Source organism: Variovorax sp. GW821-FHT09D07 (assembly GCF_059416345.1).
Genome location: NZ_JBWKOY010000001.1, coordinates 626704 through 644499, shown reverse-complemented (window position 1 = coordinate 644499; position 17796 = coordinate 626704). Strand labels below are relative to the sequence as shown.

General features: G+C 68.3%; 17 protein-coding genes. 15 read left to right on the top strand and 2 right to left on the bottom strand.

Annotation, left to right across the window (positions count from 1 at the left end):
* The first annotated feature begins 35 nt into the window (after positions 1 to 35).
* Both zapE and AC07OX_RS03060 read left to right on the top strand, forming a co-directional pair.
* On the top strand, positions 36 to 1133 hold the full coding sequence (gene zapE, locus AC07OX_RS03065) for a cell division protein ZapE (RefSeq protein WP_062480826.1): 1098 nt from the start codon (positions 36 to 38) through the stop codon (positions 1131 to 1133).
* A complete protein-coding gene (locus tag AC07OX_RS03060) occupies positions 1130 to 1789 on the top strand; it encodes a hypothetical protein (protein WP_495259814.1) in 660 nt (219 codons plus the stop codon). Before zapE ends, AC07OX_RS03060 begins: the two co-directional genes overlap by 4 nt.
* Before the next feature lie 21 nt (positions 1790 to 1810).
* On the opposite strand, the gene AC07OX_RS03055 is transcribed toward AC07OX_RS03060, so the two are convergent.
* Positions 1811 to 2581 (bottom strand): PP2C family protein-serine/threonine phosphatase, encoded by a 771-nt coding sequence (locus AC07OX_RS03055; RefSeq protein WP_095745659.1) that lies wholly within the window; start codon positions 2579 to 2581, stop codon positions 1811 to 1813.
* A gap of 107 nt (positions 2582 to 2688) precedes the next feature.
* Here AC07OX_RS03055 and AC07OX_RS03050 point away from each other — a divergent pair, with 107 nt between their 5' ends.
* Both AC07OX_RS03050 and yoaA read left to right on the top strand, forming a co-directional pair.
* Entirely contained in the window at positions 2689 to 2895 is a 207-nt protein-coding gene (locus AC07OX_RS03050; protein ID WP_062481953.1) for an HP1242/YdcH family protein, read from the top strand.
* On the top strand, positions 2892 to 4973 hold the full coding sequence (gene yoaA, locus AC07OX_RS03045) for a DNA repair helicase YoaA (protein WP_495259813.1): 2082 nt from the start codon (positions 2892 to 2894) through the stop codon (positions 4971 to 4973). The genes AC07OX_RS03050 and yoaA overlap by 4 nt, the downstream gene beginning before the upstream one ends.
* A gap of 22 nt (positions 4974 to 4995) precedes the next feature.
* Here yoaA and AC07OX_RS03040 read toward each other — a convergent pair whose 3' ends face one another.
* Positions 4996 to 5805 (bottom strand): outer membrane protein assembly factor BamD, encoded by an 810-nt coding sequence (locus tag AC07OX_RS03040; protein WP_070061014.1) that lies wholly within the window; start codon positions 5803 to 5805, stop codon positions 4996 to 4998.
* A gap of 23 nt (positions 5806 to 5828) precedes the next feature.
* On the opposite strand from AC07OX_RS03040, the gene AC07OX_RS03035 reads away from it, so the two are divergent.
* The 11 genes from AC07OX_RS03035 (at position 5829) to bamB (ending at position 17754) form a co-directional block, all read left to right on the top strand.
* Entirely contained in the window at positions 5829 to 6845 is a 1017-nt protein-coding gene (locus AC07OX_RS03035; RefSeq protein WP_495260401.1) for an RluA family pseudouridine synthase, read from the top strand.
* A 128-nt stretch (positions 6846 to 6973) separates the two neighbouring features.
* Positions 6974 to 7909 carry an SMC-Scp complex subunit ScpB gene (scpB, locus tag AC07OX_RS03030; protein ID WP_495259812.1) on the top strand — a complete coding sequence of 312 codons (936 nt, stop codon included), beginning with the start codon at positions 6974 to 6976 and terminating at the stop codon, positions 7907 to 7909.
* Entirely contained in the window at positions 7906 to 9750 is a 1845-nt protein-coding gene (locus tag AC07OX_RS03025; RefSeq protein ID WP_495259811.1) for a pseudouridine synthase, read from the top strand. The genes scpB and AC07OX_RS03025 overlap by 4 nt, the downstream gene beginning before the upstream one ends.
* Before the next feature lie 152 nt (positions 9751 to 9902).
* Positions 9903 to 10328: a nucleoside-diphosphate kinase gene (ndk, locus tag AC07OX_RS03020; RefSeq protein ID WP_013542117.1), complete on the top strand. Its 426-nt coding sequence runs from the start codon at positions 9903 to 9905 to the stop codon at positions 10326 to 10328.
* A gap of 21 nt (positions 10329 to 10349) precedes the next feature.
* Positions 10350 to 11519: a dual-specificity RNA methyltransferase RlmN gene (rlmN, locus tag AC07OX_RS03015; protein WP_495259810.1), complete on the top strand. Its 1170-nt coding sequence runs from the start codon at positions 10350 to 10352 to the stop codon at positions 11517 to 11519.
* 4 nt (positions 11520 to 11523) lie between these two features.
* Entirely contained in the window at positions 11524 to 12375 is an 852-nt protein-coding gene (gene pilW, locus AC07OX_RS03010; RefSeq protein WP_095745652.1) for a type IV pilus biogenesis/stability protein PilW, read from the top strand.
* Complete coding sequence (locus AC07OX_RS03005) at positions 12368 to 13297, top strand: helix-turn-helix domain-containing protein (protein ID WP_390343413.1); 930 nt, start codon at positions 12368 to 12370, stop codon at positions 13295 to 13297. The genes pilW and AC07OX_RS03005 overlap by 8 nt, the downstream gene beginning before the upstream one ends.
* Positions 13294 to 14574, top strand: a complete 1281-nt coding sequence (gene ispG / locus AC07OX_RS03000) for a flavodoxin-dependent (E)-4-hydroxy-3-methylbut-2-enyl-diphosphate synthase (protein WP_070061008.1) — start codon at positions 13294 to 13296, stop codon at positions 14572 to 14574. The genes AC07OX_RS03005 and ispG overlap by 4 nt, the downstream gene beginning before the upstream one ends.
* Positions 14575 to 14589: 15 nt before the next feature.
* The gene (hisS, locus tag AC07OX_RS02995; protein ID WP_070061007.1) at positions 14590 to 15900 is read left to right on the top strand and encodes a histidine--tRNA ligase; all 1311 of its coding nucleotides are present in this window, start codon (positions 14590 to 14592) and stop codon (positions 15898 to 15900) included.
* A 6-nt stretch (positions 15901 to 15906) separates the two neighbouring features.
* On the top strand, positions 15907 to 16599 hold the full coding sequence (locus AC07OX_RS02990) for a YfgM family protein (RefSeq protein WP_495259809.1): 693 nt from the start codon (positions 15907 to 15909) through the stop codon (positions 16597 to 16599).
* Positions 16600 to 16611: 12 nt separating this feature from the next.
* On the top strand, positions 16612 to 17754 hold the full coding sequence (bamB, locus tag AC07OX_RS02985; protein ID WP_062480765.1) for an outer membrane protein assembly factor BamB: 1143 nt from the start codon (positions 16612 to 16614) through the stop codon (positions 17752 to 17754).
* Positions 17755 to 17796: the final 42 nt, after the last annotated feature.

The window sequence follows — 17796 nt, the reverse complement described above, 5'->3', positions numbered from 1 at the left end:
GTCGGGGCTCTCCATTTTTGAAGCGATCCGATCCCTTGAGCGTCAAACAGGCTTACGAAGCGGAACTCGCGGCACGCGGGTTCAAGAGCGATCCCGCACAACTGGCGGCCGTCGAGGCGCTCGACCGCTGCGCCACCGAGTGGGGCGAGTACAAGGCCCGGCGCTCCAACGCGCTGAAGAAGCTCATCAACCGGCCGGAGCTGCCGCGCGGCGTCTACATGTACGGCGGCGTGGGGCGCGGCAAGAGCTTCCTGATGGACCTGTTCTTCAACGCCGTGCCGCTGCGGCGCAAGACGCGCCTGCACTTCCACGAGTTCATGCGCGAGGTGCACCGCGAGCTGCGCGACCTGCAGGGCACCGTGAACCCGCTCGACGAGTTGGGGCTGCGCATTTCCAAGCGCTACAAGCTGATCTGCTTCGACGAGTTCCACGTCGCGGACATCACCGACGCGATGATCCTGCATCGGCTGCTCGTGGCGCTGTTCGACAACGGCGTGGGCTTTGTCACCACCTCGAACTTCAAGCCCGACGACCTGTACCCCGGCGGCCTGCACCGCGACCGCATCCTGCCCGCCATTGCACTGCTCAACCAGAAGCTCGAAGTGCTGAGCGTGGACAACGGCACCGATTACCGGCGCCGCACGCTCGAGCAACTGCGCATGTACCTCACGCCGAACGACGCGGCGGCCGAGAAGGAAATGCGCCACGCTTTCGACAAGCTGGCGGAGACGGCCGACGAAAACCCGATCCTGCACATCGAGCAGCGCGAGATCCGCGCGCTGCGCAAGGCCGGTGGCGTGGTGTGGTTCGATTTCAAGACGCTGTGCGGCGGCCCGCGCTCGCAGAACGACTACCTCGAGATCGCGAGCCAGTTCCACACCGTGCTGCTGTCCGACGTGCCGCACATGCCGGTGCGCATGGCCTCGGAAGCACGCCGTTTCACCTGGCTGGTCGACGTCTTGTACGACCGGCGCTGCAAGCTCATCATGTCGGCCGAGGTTCCGCCCGAGGCGTTGTACACCGAGGGGCCGCTGGCGCACGAGTTTCCGCGCACGGTGTCCCGGCTCACCGAAATGCAGTCGAGCGAATTCCTCGCCCTGGAACGCCGCATCGTCGACACCCGACTCACATGAAAAAAACCGCTCTTGCCCTGTTCCTGGCCTTGGCCAGCCTGCCGCTGTGGGCCCAGTCCAATGCGGCGGCGGGCAACGCCGACCTCGAAGCCGAACGCAGCCGCCTGGCGGCCGAGCGCGAGGTCATCGAGTCGCGCTACACGAAGGAGCGCGCGGCCTGCTACAAGAAGTTCGCGGTCGAAGACTGCCTGCGCGAAAGCCGCAGCCGCCGTCGCAAGGAAACCGACCACATCAAGCGGCAGGAAACCGCGATCAACGACATCCAGCGCCAGCGCAGCGGCGCGGCCGAGCTGCAGAAGCTCGACCAGAAGGCCGCCACCCAACGCCCGCAGGATTCGCGCGAACAGCGCGAGAAGGCGCAGGAAGACCAGAAGGCGCGCGAGCAGCGCGCCGCCGACCACGCCGCGAGCCGGGCCGCGACCGCGGCCGACGCGGCCGAGCGCCAGCGCCAGTTCGAGAACAAGCAGAAGGCCCATGCCGACGAGCAGGCCAAGGCGGCGCAACGCCGCGCCGAAGCGCCGGCCGCGACCACGCGCTTCGAGGACAAGCAGAAGCGGGCGGCGGAACACCGCGCCAACCGCGAACGCCAGAACGCCGAGCGCACCAAGCCGCGCGGCGCGCCGTTGCCACCGGCACCGGCGGCTTCCTCGCCCTGATCCTTGAAAGAGGGCGGGCGCTCAGGCCGCCGCGGGCAGCCGGTCGAGCTTGAGCACCGCGATCGAGATGTTGTCGCCCGTGCCGCGCGCACGGCGCCGCGCTTCTCCCACCAGGATTTCCACCGCGTCGCGCGGTGGCTGCGCGTACAGCACGCTGGCCAGTTCCTCGGGCGAGAAGTAGTGCCACAGGCCGTCGCTGCAGGCCATCAGCAGGTCGCCCGGCTGCAGCTTGGCAATGTGGTGCGGATCGACGGGCGGCGGCGTGGTCGTCATGCCCAGGCAGCCCAGCAGGATGTTGCCCTGCGGATGGATGTTGGCCTCGGCCTCGCTGATCTGGCCGCGATCGACCAGGGCCTGCACGTACGAATGGTCGCGCGTGCGCTTGACCAGCGCGCCGTCGTTGAAGTGATAGATGCGCGAGTCGCCCGCATGGATCCAGGCGCAGTCGCCCTTGGGGTTCATCAGGAAGGCGGCCAGCGTGCTGTGCGGCTCCTGCTCGCTCGACAGCGCCGTGAGCTTGATCACGGTGTGGGCGTCTTCGAGCAGCTGGCGCAGCACGACGGCAGGGTCGTCGCGCTCGGGGCTGTAGCGGGTGAAGAGCTGGCGCGCGGTCATGAGCACCTGGTCGGACGCCTTGCGCCCGCCGCTGCGCCCGCCCATGCCGTCGGCGATGACGCCGAGCACGCAGCCCGGCGTGCGGGGGTGGCTCATCAACAGCACCTGGTCCTGCTGGTAGGGGCGATCCCCCTTGTGGAGGCCGGTGGCGGCGGCGAGTCGAAAGCCTTGGGTCATGAGCGCTGGGGCGCCAGAGGCGCGCTTTCTGTCTTCTCTGGGGTTCGTGTCAGGACGTATTATCGAATGAACACGCGCGGCCCCATGCGGCACGCGCACCCCCACCGTTGGACTCCAATCTTCATTCCCTTTCCCGTCAGCTGATCGAGCTGCGCATCGCGCATGCCGACCTCGACGCCACCATCGACCGGCTCTCAGAAGACGGCACGCCGCAGGACGAACTGCTGATGCGCCGCCTGAAAAAGCGCCGTCTCGCCCTGCGCGACCAGATCGCCCAGCTCGAGAACGCGCTCGACCCGAAAGAGCCGGCGTGACGTCGCCGCTCGAAAACCAGGTGCGCGATGCGTTCGCGCAGGACGGGGTGCTGTCGCAGGCCGCCGAGCAGTTCCGCGAGCGCGGCGGCCAGACCGAGATGGCGATGGCCGTGGCCCGCACCATCTCCGACGGCGGCATGCTCGTGGTCGAGGCCGGCACGGGCGTGGGCAAGACCTTCTCGTACCTCGTGCCGGCGCTGCTGAGCGGCGAGCGCGTGCTGCTCTCGACCGCCACCAAGACCCTGCAGGACCAGCTGTTCGGCCGCGACCTCCCGCGCCTCGTCGAGGCCTTCGCACTGCCGATACGCACGGCGCTGCTGAAAGGGCGGGGCAGCTACCTGTGCCTGCACCGCCTCGACATGGCGCGCCACGACGCCTCGCTGCCCGAGCGCGGCAGCCTGCGCACGCTGGCAAAGATCGAGCAGTGGTCGAAAGCCACGCGCACCGGCGACCTCGCCGAACTGCCGGGGCTCGACGAACGCTCGCCGCTGATCCCGCTGATCACGTCCACGCGCGAGAACTGCCTGGGCGCGCAATGCCCGCAGTTCAAGGCCTGCCACGTCAACCTGGCGCGGCGCGAGGCGCTGGCGGCCGACATCGTGGTCATCAACCATCACCTGTTCTTTGCCGACCTCGCGGTGCGCGAGACCGGCATGGCTGAGCTGCTGCCGACCGTGAGCGTCGTGGTGTTCGACGAGGCGCACCAGCTCAACGAGACCGGCGTGCAGTTCCTGGGCGCGCAGCTCGGCAGCGGGCAGGCGCTCGATTTCGCGCGCGACATGCTCGGCGCGGGCCTGCAGCATGCGCGCGGGCTGGTCGACTGGCAACAGCTGGTGGCGGGCGTCGAACGCGCGGCGCGCGAACTGCGGCTGGTGGTCGGCAAGCAATGGCCGGGCGCCAAGCTGCGCTGGATCGGCCCGGCTCCCGAGGGCGTGAATGCCGAAGCCTGGCAAGGCGCACTCGACGACCTGCAGGACGCCTTCGTTCTGGCCGCCGACGGGCTGGACACGGTGAGCGAAATCTCGCCCGACTTCGTGCGCCTGCACGAGCGCGCGCGCCAGCTCGCCAAGCGCACGGCACGCTTCGCGCAGCCGTGCGAGCTCGACTCCGTGCGCTGGGTCGACGCGGGCACGCAGCTGCGCCTGATCGAGTCGCCGCTCGACATCGCCGATGCGATGCGCAAGCGGGTGCTCAAGCTGGCCGACGAGCCTGTGGAGCCCGACCTGCCCTATGGCGACGACGAGGAAGACCCGGAGCACGGCGCCGTCCCACCGCCACCGCAGGAAGACAGCCGCCGCGCCTGGGTCTTCACCTCCGCCACGCTGGGCGACGACCCCACGCTGCGCTGGTTCACCGAACCCTGCGGCCTGCGCGATGCCGAAGTGCTGCGGGTGCAAAGCCCCTTCGACTACGCCTCGCAGGCAGCGATCTACGTGCCGCGGGCCTTTCCGAAGCCCAACGATCCCACGCACAGCCAGCAGGTGGCCAAGCTGGCCGCGCACGGCGCCGCCGAACTCGGCGGGCGCACGCTGGTGCTGACCACCACGCTGCGTGCGCTGCGCACCATTGGCGACGCGATGCGCCAGCAGTTCGAGCTGCTCCAGACAGAAGCACGCCCCGAGGTGCTGGTGCAGGGCGAACTGCCCAAGCGCGTGCTCATGGACCGCTTTCGCGAAGGCGCGAGCAACGGGCGCGCGGGCTGCGTGCTGGTGGCGTCGGCCTCGTTCTGGGAAGGTTTCGATGCGCCGGGCGACGCGCTGCAGTTCGTGGTGATCGACAAGCTGCCGTTCCCGCCACCCAACGATCCGCTGGTGGAGGCCCGCTCGCAGCGGCTCGAAGCGCAGGGGCGCAGTTCGTTCAGCGACTACTCGCTGCCCGAAGCGGCCGTGGCATTGAAGCAGGGGGCGGGGCGCCTCATCCGCCGTGAAACCGACAGCGGCGTGCTCGCAATCTGCGACACGCGCCTCGTGGCGATGGGCTATGGCCGGCGGCTGCTGGCGGCGTTGCCGCCGATGCGCCGGCTGGAAACCGAAGCGGATTTCGAGAGCGCGATCGACGCGCTCAGGAAACCTTACTGATATCTATCGGGGGGGCGCTGGATTACCAGAGCTTCCACCAGGGGTCGGTGCTGCCCTTGAAGCCGTTCGCCAGGTAGGTGCTCTGCGGGTAGTTGGTGGTCAGCACGCGTTGTGCATCGTCACGCAGGTCCTTCATGCCGAGCGCGTCGTACGACTTCACCATGATGTACAGGGCTTCTTCGAGCGCCGGCACTTCGCGGTAGTCGGACAGTGCGATCTGTGCCCGGTTGATGGCCGCCAGGTAGGCGCCACGCGAGTAGTAGTAGCGCGCCACGTGAACTTCATACTGCGCGAGCGAGTTCACGATGTAGTTCATGCGCTGGCGCGCGTCGGGCGCGTAGCGCGACTCGGGGAAGCGCGTCACGAGGTCGCGGAAGGACTCGAACGATTCCTTGGCGGCCTTCTGGTCGCGCTCGGACAGGTCCTGGCGCGTCAGGAACGCGAACATGCCCAGGTCGTCGTTGAAGTTGATCACGCCCTTCAGGTAGAGCGCGTAGTCGAACGCCGGGCTGGCCGGGTGCAGCTTCATGAAGCGGTCGAGCGTGGCGATGGCGTTGGCCTTTTCGCCGGCCTTGTGCTGGGCGTAGGCCTTTTCGAGCTGGGCCTGTTGGGCCAGCGGCGTGCCGGCGGCACGGCCTTCGAGCTTCTCGTACAGCGGCACGGCCTTGTCGTAGGCGCCGGAGCCGACTTCGTCCTTGGCTTCCGAGTAGATGCGGTTGGGGCTCCAGTTCGCGGTCTTGTCTTCCTTGGTGGTGGAACCGCAACCGGCGACGAGAAGGGCCGCCGCGCTGAGCGCGATCCAGGCAGGGACCGATAATTTGGCGCGAAACATCACATACGGCTTTCGTGAAACAGTTGCCCTCAATTATATCGACCGACCCCCTGACCGATCCCCCGGAAGGGCCTGAACCTGAAGAGGGCGCCGATCTCGCGGAGCCCAGCGAGCTGCGGCCCTTCGCTATTGACCAAGCGCAGCACGGGCAGCGGCTCGACCGCGCCCTGGCGGCGCTGGTGCCCGAGTTTTCGCGCAGTTACCTTCAGCAACTCATTGAGGCGGGCGCCGTCGAACTGCAAGGGCGCACGCTCACCAAGGTTTCTGCCACGGTGCGCGCGGGCCAGTCGGGGCGCATCGAGCTGCGGCCTACGCCCCAGAGCCAGGCCTTCCGGCCCGAGGCGATGGAGCTGGTCACGGTCCACGAGGACGAGCACCTGCGGATCATCGACAAGCCGGCCGGCCTGGTGGTGCACCCGGCGCCGGGCCACTGGAGCGGCACGCTGCTGAACGGGCTGCTGGCGCTCGATCCGAAGGCCGTGCTGCTGCCACGCGCGGGCATCGTGCACCGCCTCGACCGCGACACCAGCGGCCTGATGGTGGTGGCGCGCACGCGGGCCGCGATGGACGCCATGGTGGCGCTGATCGCCGCGCGCGACGTGAAGCGCCAGTACCTGGCGATGGGACACAAGGCCTGGGAAGGCGCGGCGGCCCGGCAGGTCGATGCGCCGATCGGCCGCGATCCGCGCAACCGCCTGCGCATGGCCGTGGTCGACCTGGAGCGCCACGCGGGCAAGACCGCGCGCACCTTGATTGAACGGCTCGACAGCCACACCGACGGCTGCGCGGTGCGCTGCACGCTCGAAACCGGCCGCACCCACCAGATCCGCGTGCACATGGCGTCGATCGGCCATCCGCTGGTCGGCGACGCGCTGTATGGCGGCGCGCCCGCGGCGGGCCTGTCGCGGCAGGCGCTGCATGCGTTCCGGCTGGCGTTCGTGCATCCTGTCACGCAGCAGGCGATGGAGTTCCGCTCGCCGCCGCCGCCCGATCTGGCGCAGGCTTTGCAGACCTGGGGGCTGGATTACAATCGCGCCTGACGGCCCGAGGGCCGCGCCGGCCACCCGATGCCGGCCTTGCGTTGCACTCGCCGCGTGCCGGCAACGCCTACCCCTTCCATCCATCTGAACAAGCGTCGCCAGGCGCCTTTTTCCGGATAACGCGAACCATGAATACGGCGGATGCCAAGCGCATTCTCGAAACCGCCTTGATCTGTTCGAGCCAGCCGCTGCCGGTGCGCGACATGCGCGTGCTGTTCGACGACGAGCTGGGCGTGGACACGATCAAGGTGCTGTTGCTCGAACTGCAGGAAGACTGGGCGCAACGCGGCCTGGAGCTGGTGAGCGTCGGCAGCGGCTGGCGTTTCCAGAGCCGGCCCGAGATGCGCGATGCCCTCGATCGCCTGCATCCCGAGAAGCCGCCGCGCTACACGCGCGCCGCGCTCGAGACGCTGGCCATCATTGCCTACCGGCAGCCGGCCACGCGCGGCGACATGGAAGACATCCGTGGCGTCACGATCAACTCCCTGATCCTGAAGCAGCTCGAAGACCGCGGCTGGGTCGAGGTGATCGGCCACCGCGAAACGGTCGGCCGGCCCGCGCTCTACGCGACCACCCGCCAGTTCCTCGACGACCTGGGTCTGGCCTCGCTGGACCAGCTGCCGCTGGTGGAAACGCCCGCGCAGCAGGCGGCGCTGGTTGACGCACTGCAGCAGGCCGCGGGCGACCAGCCGGGGCTGCCGATCGACGGCGATGCGGCGGAAGAGGCCGTTGCGGAATCTGTAGAGGCCGCAGCGCAAGCAGATGAAGAAGAAGGCGTGCAGGCGGAACTCACCATGGTCGATGCGCCGCCCGAGTCGGCTGAGCTGGCCGAGGTCGTCTCGACCGATGCGGCGGAGTTCGCCGAAGAGGTGGTGGCGATCGCCGAGGCCGCCGAGCCCGTCGATGAGGCGCTGCCTGTGTCCGAGCCAGAAGCCGGCGAGCCGCCCGCCGAACCCGAAGCGGCCGCCGCGCCCGAAGAACCCGAATCCGACGTCCCGTCCCCCGCAGCGGACGAGACCGACCCCCACGACCCCCACGCTGTTTCTCCCGGAAAAACCCCATGAGCTCATCCGACACCGACGACGCAGCGATGCTGCCGGTCGAACCCGAAGTCAAGAAGCGGAAGCGGGCCGCCACGCCCAAGAAGGTGACGGAAGTTGCTGTTGAATCCGTCGCTGCGCCCGCAGAGCCGGCAGGGGCCGAGGCCGGGGAAGCACCGAAGAAGCCGCGTGCACCCCGCAAGAAGAAGGTGGTCGAGGCGCCGGCTGCCGATGAGCAATTGGTGAGCGCGGCGGAAGTCGCTCCTGCTGCGGAAGCTCCCTCGACGGTCCAGCCCGATGTGGCGCCCGTGGTTGGGGAAGCCGTGGCAGCCGAGGCAGACGAGCCGGCGCCGATCGAAGCGCAGCGTCCCCAGATGTCCGACGAGGACCAGGACGACGACCGCGGGGATGACGAAGACGACGAGGAAGACGAGCCCGACGAAGAGGAAGACGACCTCGACCGCGCCCGTCGCGCCGCCGAGCGCGAGCAGCGCAATGCGCCGCCGACCGAGCCGATCCGTTTTGCCGACGTCATTTCCGGTCAGTTCGACGCCGACGAGGAAAGCCCCGAGGTGCCGCCGCTCAAGCGCGTGCTGCTGCCCGAGGCCGATTCGCCCAAGCTGCACAAGGTGCTGGCGCAGGCCGGTCTCGGTTCGCGCCTCGAGATGGAGCAACTCATCTTGCAGGGCCGCATCTCGGTCAACAACGAGCCAGCCCACATCGGCCAGCGCATCCAGTACGGCGACCAGGTCAAGATCAACGGCAAGCCGATCCGCTACCGCATCGCACCGCCGCCGCCGCGCGTGATCGCGTACCACAAGCCCGTGGGCGAGGTCGTCACGCACGACGACCCGCAGAACCGCCCGACGGTGTTCCGCAAGCTGCCGCGCCTGCAACAGGGCAAGTGGCAGTCGGTCGGCCGGCTCGACCTGAACACCGAAGGCCTGCTGCTGTTCAGCAGCTCCGGCGATCTCGCCAACCAGCTCATGCACCCGCGCTTCGGCCTGGAGCGCGAGTACGCGGTGCGCGTGCTGGGCGCGCTCACCAGCGAAGAAAAGAAGAAGCTGCTCGAGGGCGTGCGCTTGGACGACGGCATGGCGCAGTTCGGCACCATCGAAGACGGTGGCGGCGAAGGCTCCAACTGCTGGTATCGCGTGACCATTTCCGAAGGCCGCAACCGCGAAGTGCGCCGCCTGTTCGAGTCGGTGGGCCATGCGGTCAGCCGACTCATCCGCATCCGCTACGGCGCGATGGTGCTGCCGCGCGGTCTCAAGCGCGGTGCCTGGATGGAGCTCGACGAGCGCGATATCCAGGCGCTGTTCCAGGCCTCGGGCGGTGCGCAGGCGCGACCGGCGGGGCCGTCGCAACGCGGTCCCGGCGGGCCGGAGGGTGGCGGTCGCAACGGGCGGAACAAGAAGCGCCGCGGCAACAACAACCGCAACGGCGGCATGGGCGGTGGCCAGCCGCGTGAAGCGCGCGGCGAAGCACCGATTCCGAGTCCGCTGGGTGACGGTCGTCCGCCGCGCGGTGAGCGTGGAGGGCGCGGTGGTCCCAATCGGGGCGGTGGCAACGGTGGCCCGCCACAGCAGGGGCGCCGCGGCAACGCAGGTCCCGGCAACCGTCAGGGCGGCCAGGGGCAAGGGCAGGGTGGCGGTGGCAACCGGTCGGCGGGTGCTGGCGGTGGCGGCGGTGCGAACCAGCCCGATCCGATGAAGACGTCGCTCGGCTACATCGGTGCCGACAGCTTCTCGCGCCAGCGCAAGGAACAACGCGGCGGCCCGGGACGCCGCGGCGGTGGTGGCGGCTCGCAAGGCGGCGGTGGTGGCTTTGGCGGTGGTGGCGGCGGACGCCGCCGCGGACGCTGAAAGCCAGCCGTCGGAGCGCGGCCTTTCGCGGGGTTTTCACCAATCCCGCAGGTCGCGCCGGTTAAAATCAGAGGCTTTGTCGACGTGCCACGAAACAAACTCGTTGCAGTTGTGACAAAACACTTCAAAATCAAAGCTCAGGAAGCATTTCAATGGCTATCGAACGTACCCTTTCCATCATCAAGCCCGACGCCGTCGCCAAGAACGTCATCGGCAAGATCGTTTCCCGCTTCGAGGCTGCCGGCCTCAAGATCGTCGCCGCCAAGCTGGTTCACCTGTCGCGCAACGAAGCAGAGCAGTTCTACTCGGTGCACAAGGAGCGTCCCTTCTTCAAGGACCTCGTCGAGTTCATGATCTCGGGCCCCGTGTTCGTGCAAGTGCTCGAAGGCGAGAACGCCATCGCCAAGAACCGTGACCTGATGGGCGCTACGGACCCCAAGAAGGCAGCCGCCGGCACCATCCGCGCCGACTTCGCCGACAGCATCGACGCCAACGCCGTTCACGGCTCGGACGCGCCCGAAACGGCTGCCAACGAAGTGTCGTTCTTCTTCGCCGGCCTCAACGTCTACGCACGCTGAAGCCGTTGCTCGCCTGAATTCATGACCACAGCCAATCTGCTCGAATTCGATCTCGACGGGCTGGCTGCGTTCTGCGAAAAACTCGGCGAGAAAAAATTCCGCGCCACGCAGCTGTTCCGCTGGATTCACCAGCGTGGCGCCAGCGACTTCACCCAGATGACCGATCTGGCGAAGTCGCTGCGCGAGAAACTCGCGACCACCGCGCGCGTGGAGGCCCTGTCGGTCCTCACGCAGCATGAATCCAAGGACGGTACGATCAAGTGGCTGTTCGACGTCGGCGGCGGCGATGCGGTCGAGGCCGTGTTCATCCCCGAAGACGACCGCGGCACGCTGTGCGTGTCGTCGCAGGCCGGTTGCGCCGTGGGCTGCCGCTTTTGCTCGACCGGGCATCAGGGCTTCAGCCGCAACCTCACCACGGGCGAAATCGTCGCCCAGCTCTGGTTCGCCGAGCACTTCCTGCGCAAGCACCTGAATCGCAGCGAGCGCGTCATCTCCAACGTGGTGATGATGGGCATGGGCGAGCCGCTGCAGAACTACTCGGCGCTGGTGCCCGCCTTGCGCACCATGCTCGACGACAACGCCTACGGGCTGTCGCGCCGACGTGTCACCGTGTCGACCTCCGGCGTGGTGCCGATGATCGACCGCCTGGGCACCGATTGCGCCGTGGCCATGGCTGTCTCGCTGCATGCGCCCAACGATGCGCTGCGCGACGACCTCGTGCCGCTCAATCGCAAGTACCTGATCGCCGAACTGCTCGAGGCCTGCAAGCGCTACCTCGTGCATGCGCCGCGCGACTTCATTACCTTCGAATACTGCATGCTCGACGGCGTGAACGACCAGCCCGAACATGCGCGCCAGCTGATCGAGCTCGTGCGCAAGCACGACGTCTCGTGCAAGTTCAACCTGATTCCGTTCAACCCGTTCCCGGCGTCGGGCCTGCTGCGCTCGCCGCAACCGCGTGTGCTGGCCTTTGCCCGCACGCTGAGCGAAGCGGGCCTCGTGACCACCGTGCGCAAGACGCGCGGTGACGACATCGACGCCGCCTGCGGACAGCTCGCCGGCGACGTGAAAGACCGCACCCGTGCGGCCGAACGCATGGCCCAGCGCCGTGCGGCGGTGGCCGAGCGCCCCGTCGTTCTGCACCCGCCCCGCGCCAAGACCCCCAAGACCACCGTTCCCCAGGAGCATTGACGCAATGAGCATGGCCTTTCCGACGACGACCGCGAGCGTGCAGCGAGTGCTGAGCGCAGGAATCGCGAGCGTCGCCGTGGCGCTTCTTCTCGCGGGCTGCGTCAACACGCGAACCACCACCACCGGGCTTGTCGGCAGCGGGGCCGACAGCGGTACCACTGCCGTGACCGACGTCGACGAAAACAACCGTCGCCGTGCCCGCCTGCGGATGGAGCTGGCGGCCGGCTATTTCGAACACGGCCAGCCCTCGGTCGCCCTCGAAGAGCTCAAGCAGGTGCTGGCCATCGACCCGAACTACGCCGACGCCTACAACCTGCGCGGCCTGGTCTACATGCGGCTGGACGACGCCGGCCAGGCCGAAGACAGCTTCCGCCGCGCGGTCGCAATCAATCCGCGCGACGCCAACACGCGCCACAACTATGGCTGGCTGCTGTGCCAGCAGAACCGCTACGGCGACGCCGCGCAGCAGTTCGCCGCGGCACTGGCCGTGCCCAGCTATGCCGACCGTGCCAAGACGCTCATGACCCAGGGGGTGTGCGAGCTCAAGGCCGGCCAGCGGCCGCAGGCCGAGCGCAGCCTCCTGCAGGCCTACGAGCTCGATGCCGGCAATCCGGTGGTCGGCTTCAACCTGGCCTCGGTGCTGGCGCAGCGCGAAGAATGGTCGCGCGCGCAGTTCTACGTCCGCCGTGTCAACAACAGCCCCTCGGCCAATGCCGAGACGCTCTGGCTCGGCATCAAGATCGAACGGAAGCTCAACAACCGCGAGGCTGTCGCGCAGCTGGGCGGTCAATTGCAACGACGTTTCCCTCAATCGCGGGAGGCAATGGCGTACGAGCGCGGGAATTTCAATGACTGAACGGGTTTCGGAGTTCGGGACGTCCGCGGCGCTGCCGCTGGCAGAAGGCGACGTCGCGCACAAGACGGCCGGTGACATGCTGCGCGAGGCGCGCGAAGCGCACGGCCTGCACATCGAGATGGTGGCCGCGGCGCTCAAGGTGCCGCCGCAAAAGCTGATCGCACTCGAGGCCGACGACATCGCCTCGCTGCCCGACCCGGTGTTCGCCCGGGCCCTGGCCAGCAGCGTGTGCCGCGCACTGCGCATCGATCCGGCGCCCGTGCTCGCCAAGCTGCCGGGCGCGCAACGTGCACCGCTGGCCGAAACCAACCGCACTTTGAATGCCCGCGTGGTCTCCGACACGCCGCGCTGGAACGGTGGGCGCTCCGGCGGCCTGCCGTCGCGCGCGCTGCTGACGGTCGTGGTGCTGCTCTTGATCGGCGCCGGCGTGCTGTTCTGGATGCCGCAGTCGGCGTTCGACCAGATCGGCGCCTCCGTCGCGCGGCTGACCGCAAAGAACGAGGGCGAGACCATGCCGCCGCCCGCCGATCCGGCCGATGTCTCGGAGCCCGTGCCGACGCAGGCCGTGGCGCCGACCGGCCCGGTGGGCGCCGCCCCGGCCGCCGGCGTGGCGGCTGCCGCGCCAGCCGCCCCGGCCTCTGCGCCCCTCGCGGCCGTCGCCAACACCAGCACCGCCAGCAGCCAGCAGCTCGTCTTCGTGGCGCGCGAGGAATGCTGGATCACCGTCACCGAAGCTGGCGGCAAACAGTTGCTGCGCCGCAGCCTGCAGGTCGGCGAGACCGTCGGGCTGTCCGGCACGCTGCCGCTGTCCGTGGTGGTGGGGCGTGCATCGGCCGTCGATGTGCAGGTGAACGGAAAGCCCTACGATCTGAAGCCTGTCACCCGCGGAGGCGGCGTGGCGCGTTTCGAGGTGAAATCGTGACAACCGACTGCACTCCCCAACCCATCGAATCGGCGGCGCCCAAGGCGCGCCGCTCGCGCCAGGCCAGCGTGGTCTGGGGCCCGCGCATCGTCACGGTGGGGGGCGACGCGCCCACGCGCGTGCAGTCGATGACCAACACCGACACGGTCGATGCCATCGGCACCGCAATCCAGGTCAAGGAACTCGCCATTGCGGGCTCCGAGATGGTCCGCATCACCGTCAACACGCCCGAGGCCGCTGCGCAGGTGCCCTACATCCGCGAGCAGCTCGATCGCATGGGCATCGACGTGCCGCTGATCGGCGACTTCCACTACAACGGCCATCGCCTGCTCACCGACTATCCGGCCTGCGCCGAGGCGCTGAGCAAGTACCGCATCAACCCCGGCAACGTGGGCAAGGGCGACAAGAAGGACAAGCAGTTCGGCCAGATGATCGACGCGGCCATGCGCTGGAACAAGCCGGTGCGCATCGGCGTGAACTGGGGCAGCCTCGACCAGGAACTGCTCGCCAGCCTGATGGACACCAACAGCCAGCGCGCCGAGCCCTGGGATGCCAAGCAGGTGATGTACGAGGCGCTGATCACCTCGGCCATCGAGTCCGCGAAGCTCGCCGAGTCGATGGGCATGGCCGGCAACCAGGTCATCCTGTCGTGCAAGGTGAGCGGCGTGCAGGACCTGATCTCGGTCTACCGCGAACTCGCGAAGCGCTGCGACAACCCGCTGCACCTGGGCCTGACCGAAGCCGGCATGGGCACCAAGGGCACGGTGGCCTCGGCCACGGCGCTGTCGATCCTGCTGCAAGAGGGCATCGGCGACACGATCCGCGTGTCGCTCACGCCGCAGCCGGGTGAGTCGCGCACGCAGGAAGTGCTGATCGCCAATGAAATCCTCCAGGCCCTGGGCCTGCGCGTGTTCGTGCCGAGCGTCACGGCCTGCCCGGGCTGTGGCCGCACCACCAGCACCACGTTCCAGGAACTGGCCAAGCAGATCGACGACTACCTGCGCCTGCAGATGCCGGTCTGGCGCAAGAAGTACCCCGGTGTCGAGACGCTGAAGGTGGCCGTCATGGGCTGCATCGTCAACGGCCCCGGCGAGAGCAAGCACGCCGACATCGGCATCAGCCTGCCCGGCACGGGCGAAGCGCCGGCCGCGCCGGTCTTCATCGACGGCGAAAAGGCCCTCACGCTGCGCGGCGACAATATCGCCAACGAGTTCCACCAGCTCGTCGAAACCTACATCGAAAAGCGCTTCGGCAGCGAACACGCTGTCCTGGCCTGACACCTCCGCAGACTCATGGCTGAAAAACTGAATGCCGTCAAAGGCATGAACGACATATTGCCGCCCGAATCGGCGCGCTGGGAGTGGCTCGAAGCCACCGTGCGCGACCTGATGGGGCGCTATGCGTACCGCAACGTCCGCACCCCGATCCTGGAGCACACGGCGCTGTTCGTGCGCGGCATCGGCGAGGTGACGGACATCGTCGAGAAGGAGATGTACGCCTTCGAAGACCGTTCGGACAAGCATGGGCAGTCGGAGCACCTGGCGATGCGCCCGGAGAACACGGCCGGCCTCGTGCGCGCCGTGATCGAGCACAACATGCTCTACGAAGGGCCCAAGCGCCTCTGGTACACCGGCCCGATGTTCCGCCGCGAAAAGCCGCAGCGCGGGCGCTTCCGCCAGTTCCACCAGATCGGCGCCGAGGCGCTCGGTTTTGCCGGCCCCGATGTCGATGCCGAGCTGATCCTGCTGGCCACCGCGCTGTGGAAGGCCATCGGCCTGACCGACGTGCGCCTGGAACTCAATAGCCTGGGCCAGCCAGCCGAGCGCGCGCTGCACCGCGCACAGCTCATCGCCCACTTCGAGCAGCACGCCGACAAGCTCGACGAGGACGGCAAGCGCCGCCTGCACAGCAACCCGCTGCGCATCCTCGACACGAAGAACCCGGCCATGAAAGAGGTGGTCGAGTCGGCCCCGAAGCTGATCGACTTCCTCGGTGCCGAATCGCTGGCGCACTTCGAGGGGCTGCAGGCCATCCTCAAGGCCAACGACATCGCCTTCACGATCAACCCGCGCCTCGTGCGCGGGCTCGACTACTACAACCTCACGGTGTTCGAGTTCGTGACCGACCGCCTCGGCGCGCAGGGCACGGTGTGCGCCGGTGGCCGTTACGACGACCTGATCGCGCAGATCGGCGGCAAGCCGGCGCCCGCCGTGGGCTGGGCCATCGGCGTCGAGCGCGTGCTCGACCTGCTGAAAGAGCAGGGCGCCGAAGTGCCGGCACCGGTGCCCGATGTCTATGCCATCGTGCCCGACGCCGCTTCGATGCCCGTCGTGCTGCGCGCCTTGCAGCAGCTGCGCGAAACCGGCGTGCGCGTGCAGATGCACGCCAGCACCGCCGAGGGCCTGGCGAGCTTCAAGGCGCAGATGCGCAAGGCGGACGCCAGCGGTGCCACCTACGCGCTGATCTTCGGCGCCGATGAACTTGCGCGCGGTGAAGTGACTCTCAAGGCCTTGCGCGACGCCAGCGTCGCGCAGTCCGCCCGTTCACTTGCTGAAGTGACCACCTGGGCCGCCACCCTACAATCGCCGGCTCCCAACCTCTGACAGCGCATGGCCACCCATCTCGACCTCGAAGAACAGGAACAGCTCGACCAGCTCAAGCATTTCTGGAACACCTACGGCACCCTGATCACCTGGGCCGTGCTGCTCGTCGCCGGCGCCTTCGTGGCCTGGAACGGCTGGCAGTACTACCAGCGCACCAAGGCTGCCCAGGCCGCGGCCCTTTATGACGAGGTCGAGCGCAGCACGCAGTCGGGCGACGTCGAGCGCATCCAGCGCGTGATGACCGACATGAAGGACCGCTTCGCAGGCACCGCCTACGCGCAGCAAGCCGGCCTGCTGGTCGCCAAGACGCTGTTCGACAAGGGCAATGCCGACGGCTCGCGCGCCGCGCTGGGCTGGGTCGCGCAGAACGCCGTCGACCCGGGCTACCAGGCCATCGCCAAGCTGCGGCTCGCGGCCGAACTGCTCGACGCCAAGTCCTACGGCGACGCGCTCAAGCAACTCGAGGGCAAGGTGCCGACCGAATTCGAACCGCTGGTGGCCGACCGCAAGGGCGACATCTACATGGCGCAAGGCAAGCGCGACGAGGCGCAGGCCGAGTACCGCAAGGCCTGGACCGGCCTGGGCGCCGGCTCGGACTACCGCCGGCTGGTCGAGATCAAGCTCAACGCGGTCGGTGTCGACCCGAAGACCCTGGCGCCGACCGTCACAGTGACGCCCGCCGTCCCCAAGAACTCCTGATCGCACACCCTCATGAATTTCAAGCGTTTCATGCCTGAATCGACCGCCCTGCGCGCGGGTTCTGCTCTTGTTCTGGTAGCGCTCCTGGCCGCCTGCTCGGGCTCCGGCAAGCCCAAGCCCGCCGAGCTGCCGGCCAACCCGTCCCTGATGGGTGTGCGCCAGGCCTGGAACGTGCGGATTCCGGGCGTCGAATTCCCGCTCACCGCCGATGTCAGCGGTGACATCGTGACCGTGGCCGGCAGTGACGGCACGGTCGTCGCCATCGATGCCCGCGCCGGTCGCGAGACCTGGCGCGCCAGCGCCGGTGCGCCGCTGGCGGCCGGTGTCGGCAGCGACGGCTCGCTGACGGCCGTGGTCACTACCAACAACGAAGTGGTCGCCATCGAGAACGGCAAGGTGCTGTGGAAGCAGCGCTTGTCGGCCCAGGCCTTCACCGCACCGCTGGTGGCCGGTCGCCGCGTCTTCGTGCAGACCGCCGACCGCAGCGTCAGCGCCTGGGACGGCCAGAGCGGCCGTCGCCTGTGGCAGCAACAGCGCCCGGGCGAAAACCTCGTGCTGCGCAAGTCGGGCGTCCTGATCGCGGTCGGCGACACGCTGGTCGCCGGTCTGGGTGGCCGACTCGTCGGCATGAACCCCGGCAACGGCAGCTCGCGTTGGGAAGCACCCATCGCCGCGCCGCGCGGCACCAACGACGTGGAACGCCTGGTCGACCTGACCGGCAGCGTGAGCCGCTACGGCGACACGGTCTGCGCACGCGCCTACTACGCCAGCGTCGGCTGCGTCGACACCCTGCGCGGCCAGCTGCTCTGGAGCAAGCCGGCCTCGGGCGCCGACGGCGTGAGCGGCGACGAGCGCTTTCTCTATGGCACAGAGTCGGATGGCAGCGTTACCGCCTGGCGTCGCGCCGACGGCGAACGCGCCTGGCAGATGAGCCGCCTGAAGAACCGCGAACTGACCGCACCGCTGGCCGTGGGCCGCTCGCTGATCATTGGCGAGAGCACCGGCACGCTGCACTTCGTGTCGCGCGAAGACGGTGCGCTGCTCAACCGCGTGACGCCCGATGGCTCGGCCATCACCGTGACGCCGGTCCTGGCCGGCAACACGGTGGTCGTCGTGACCGCCAAGGGTGGCGTGTTCGGCTACCGCCCTGAATAGTCATTTCTTGTCTTTCTCTTACTTCCAAGGCCCGACCATGAA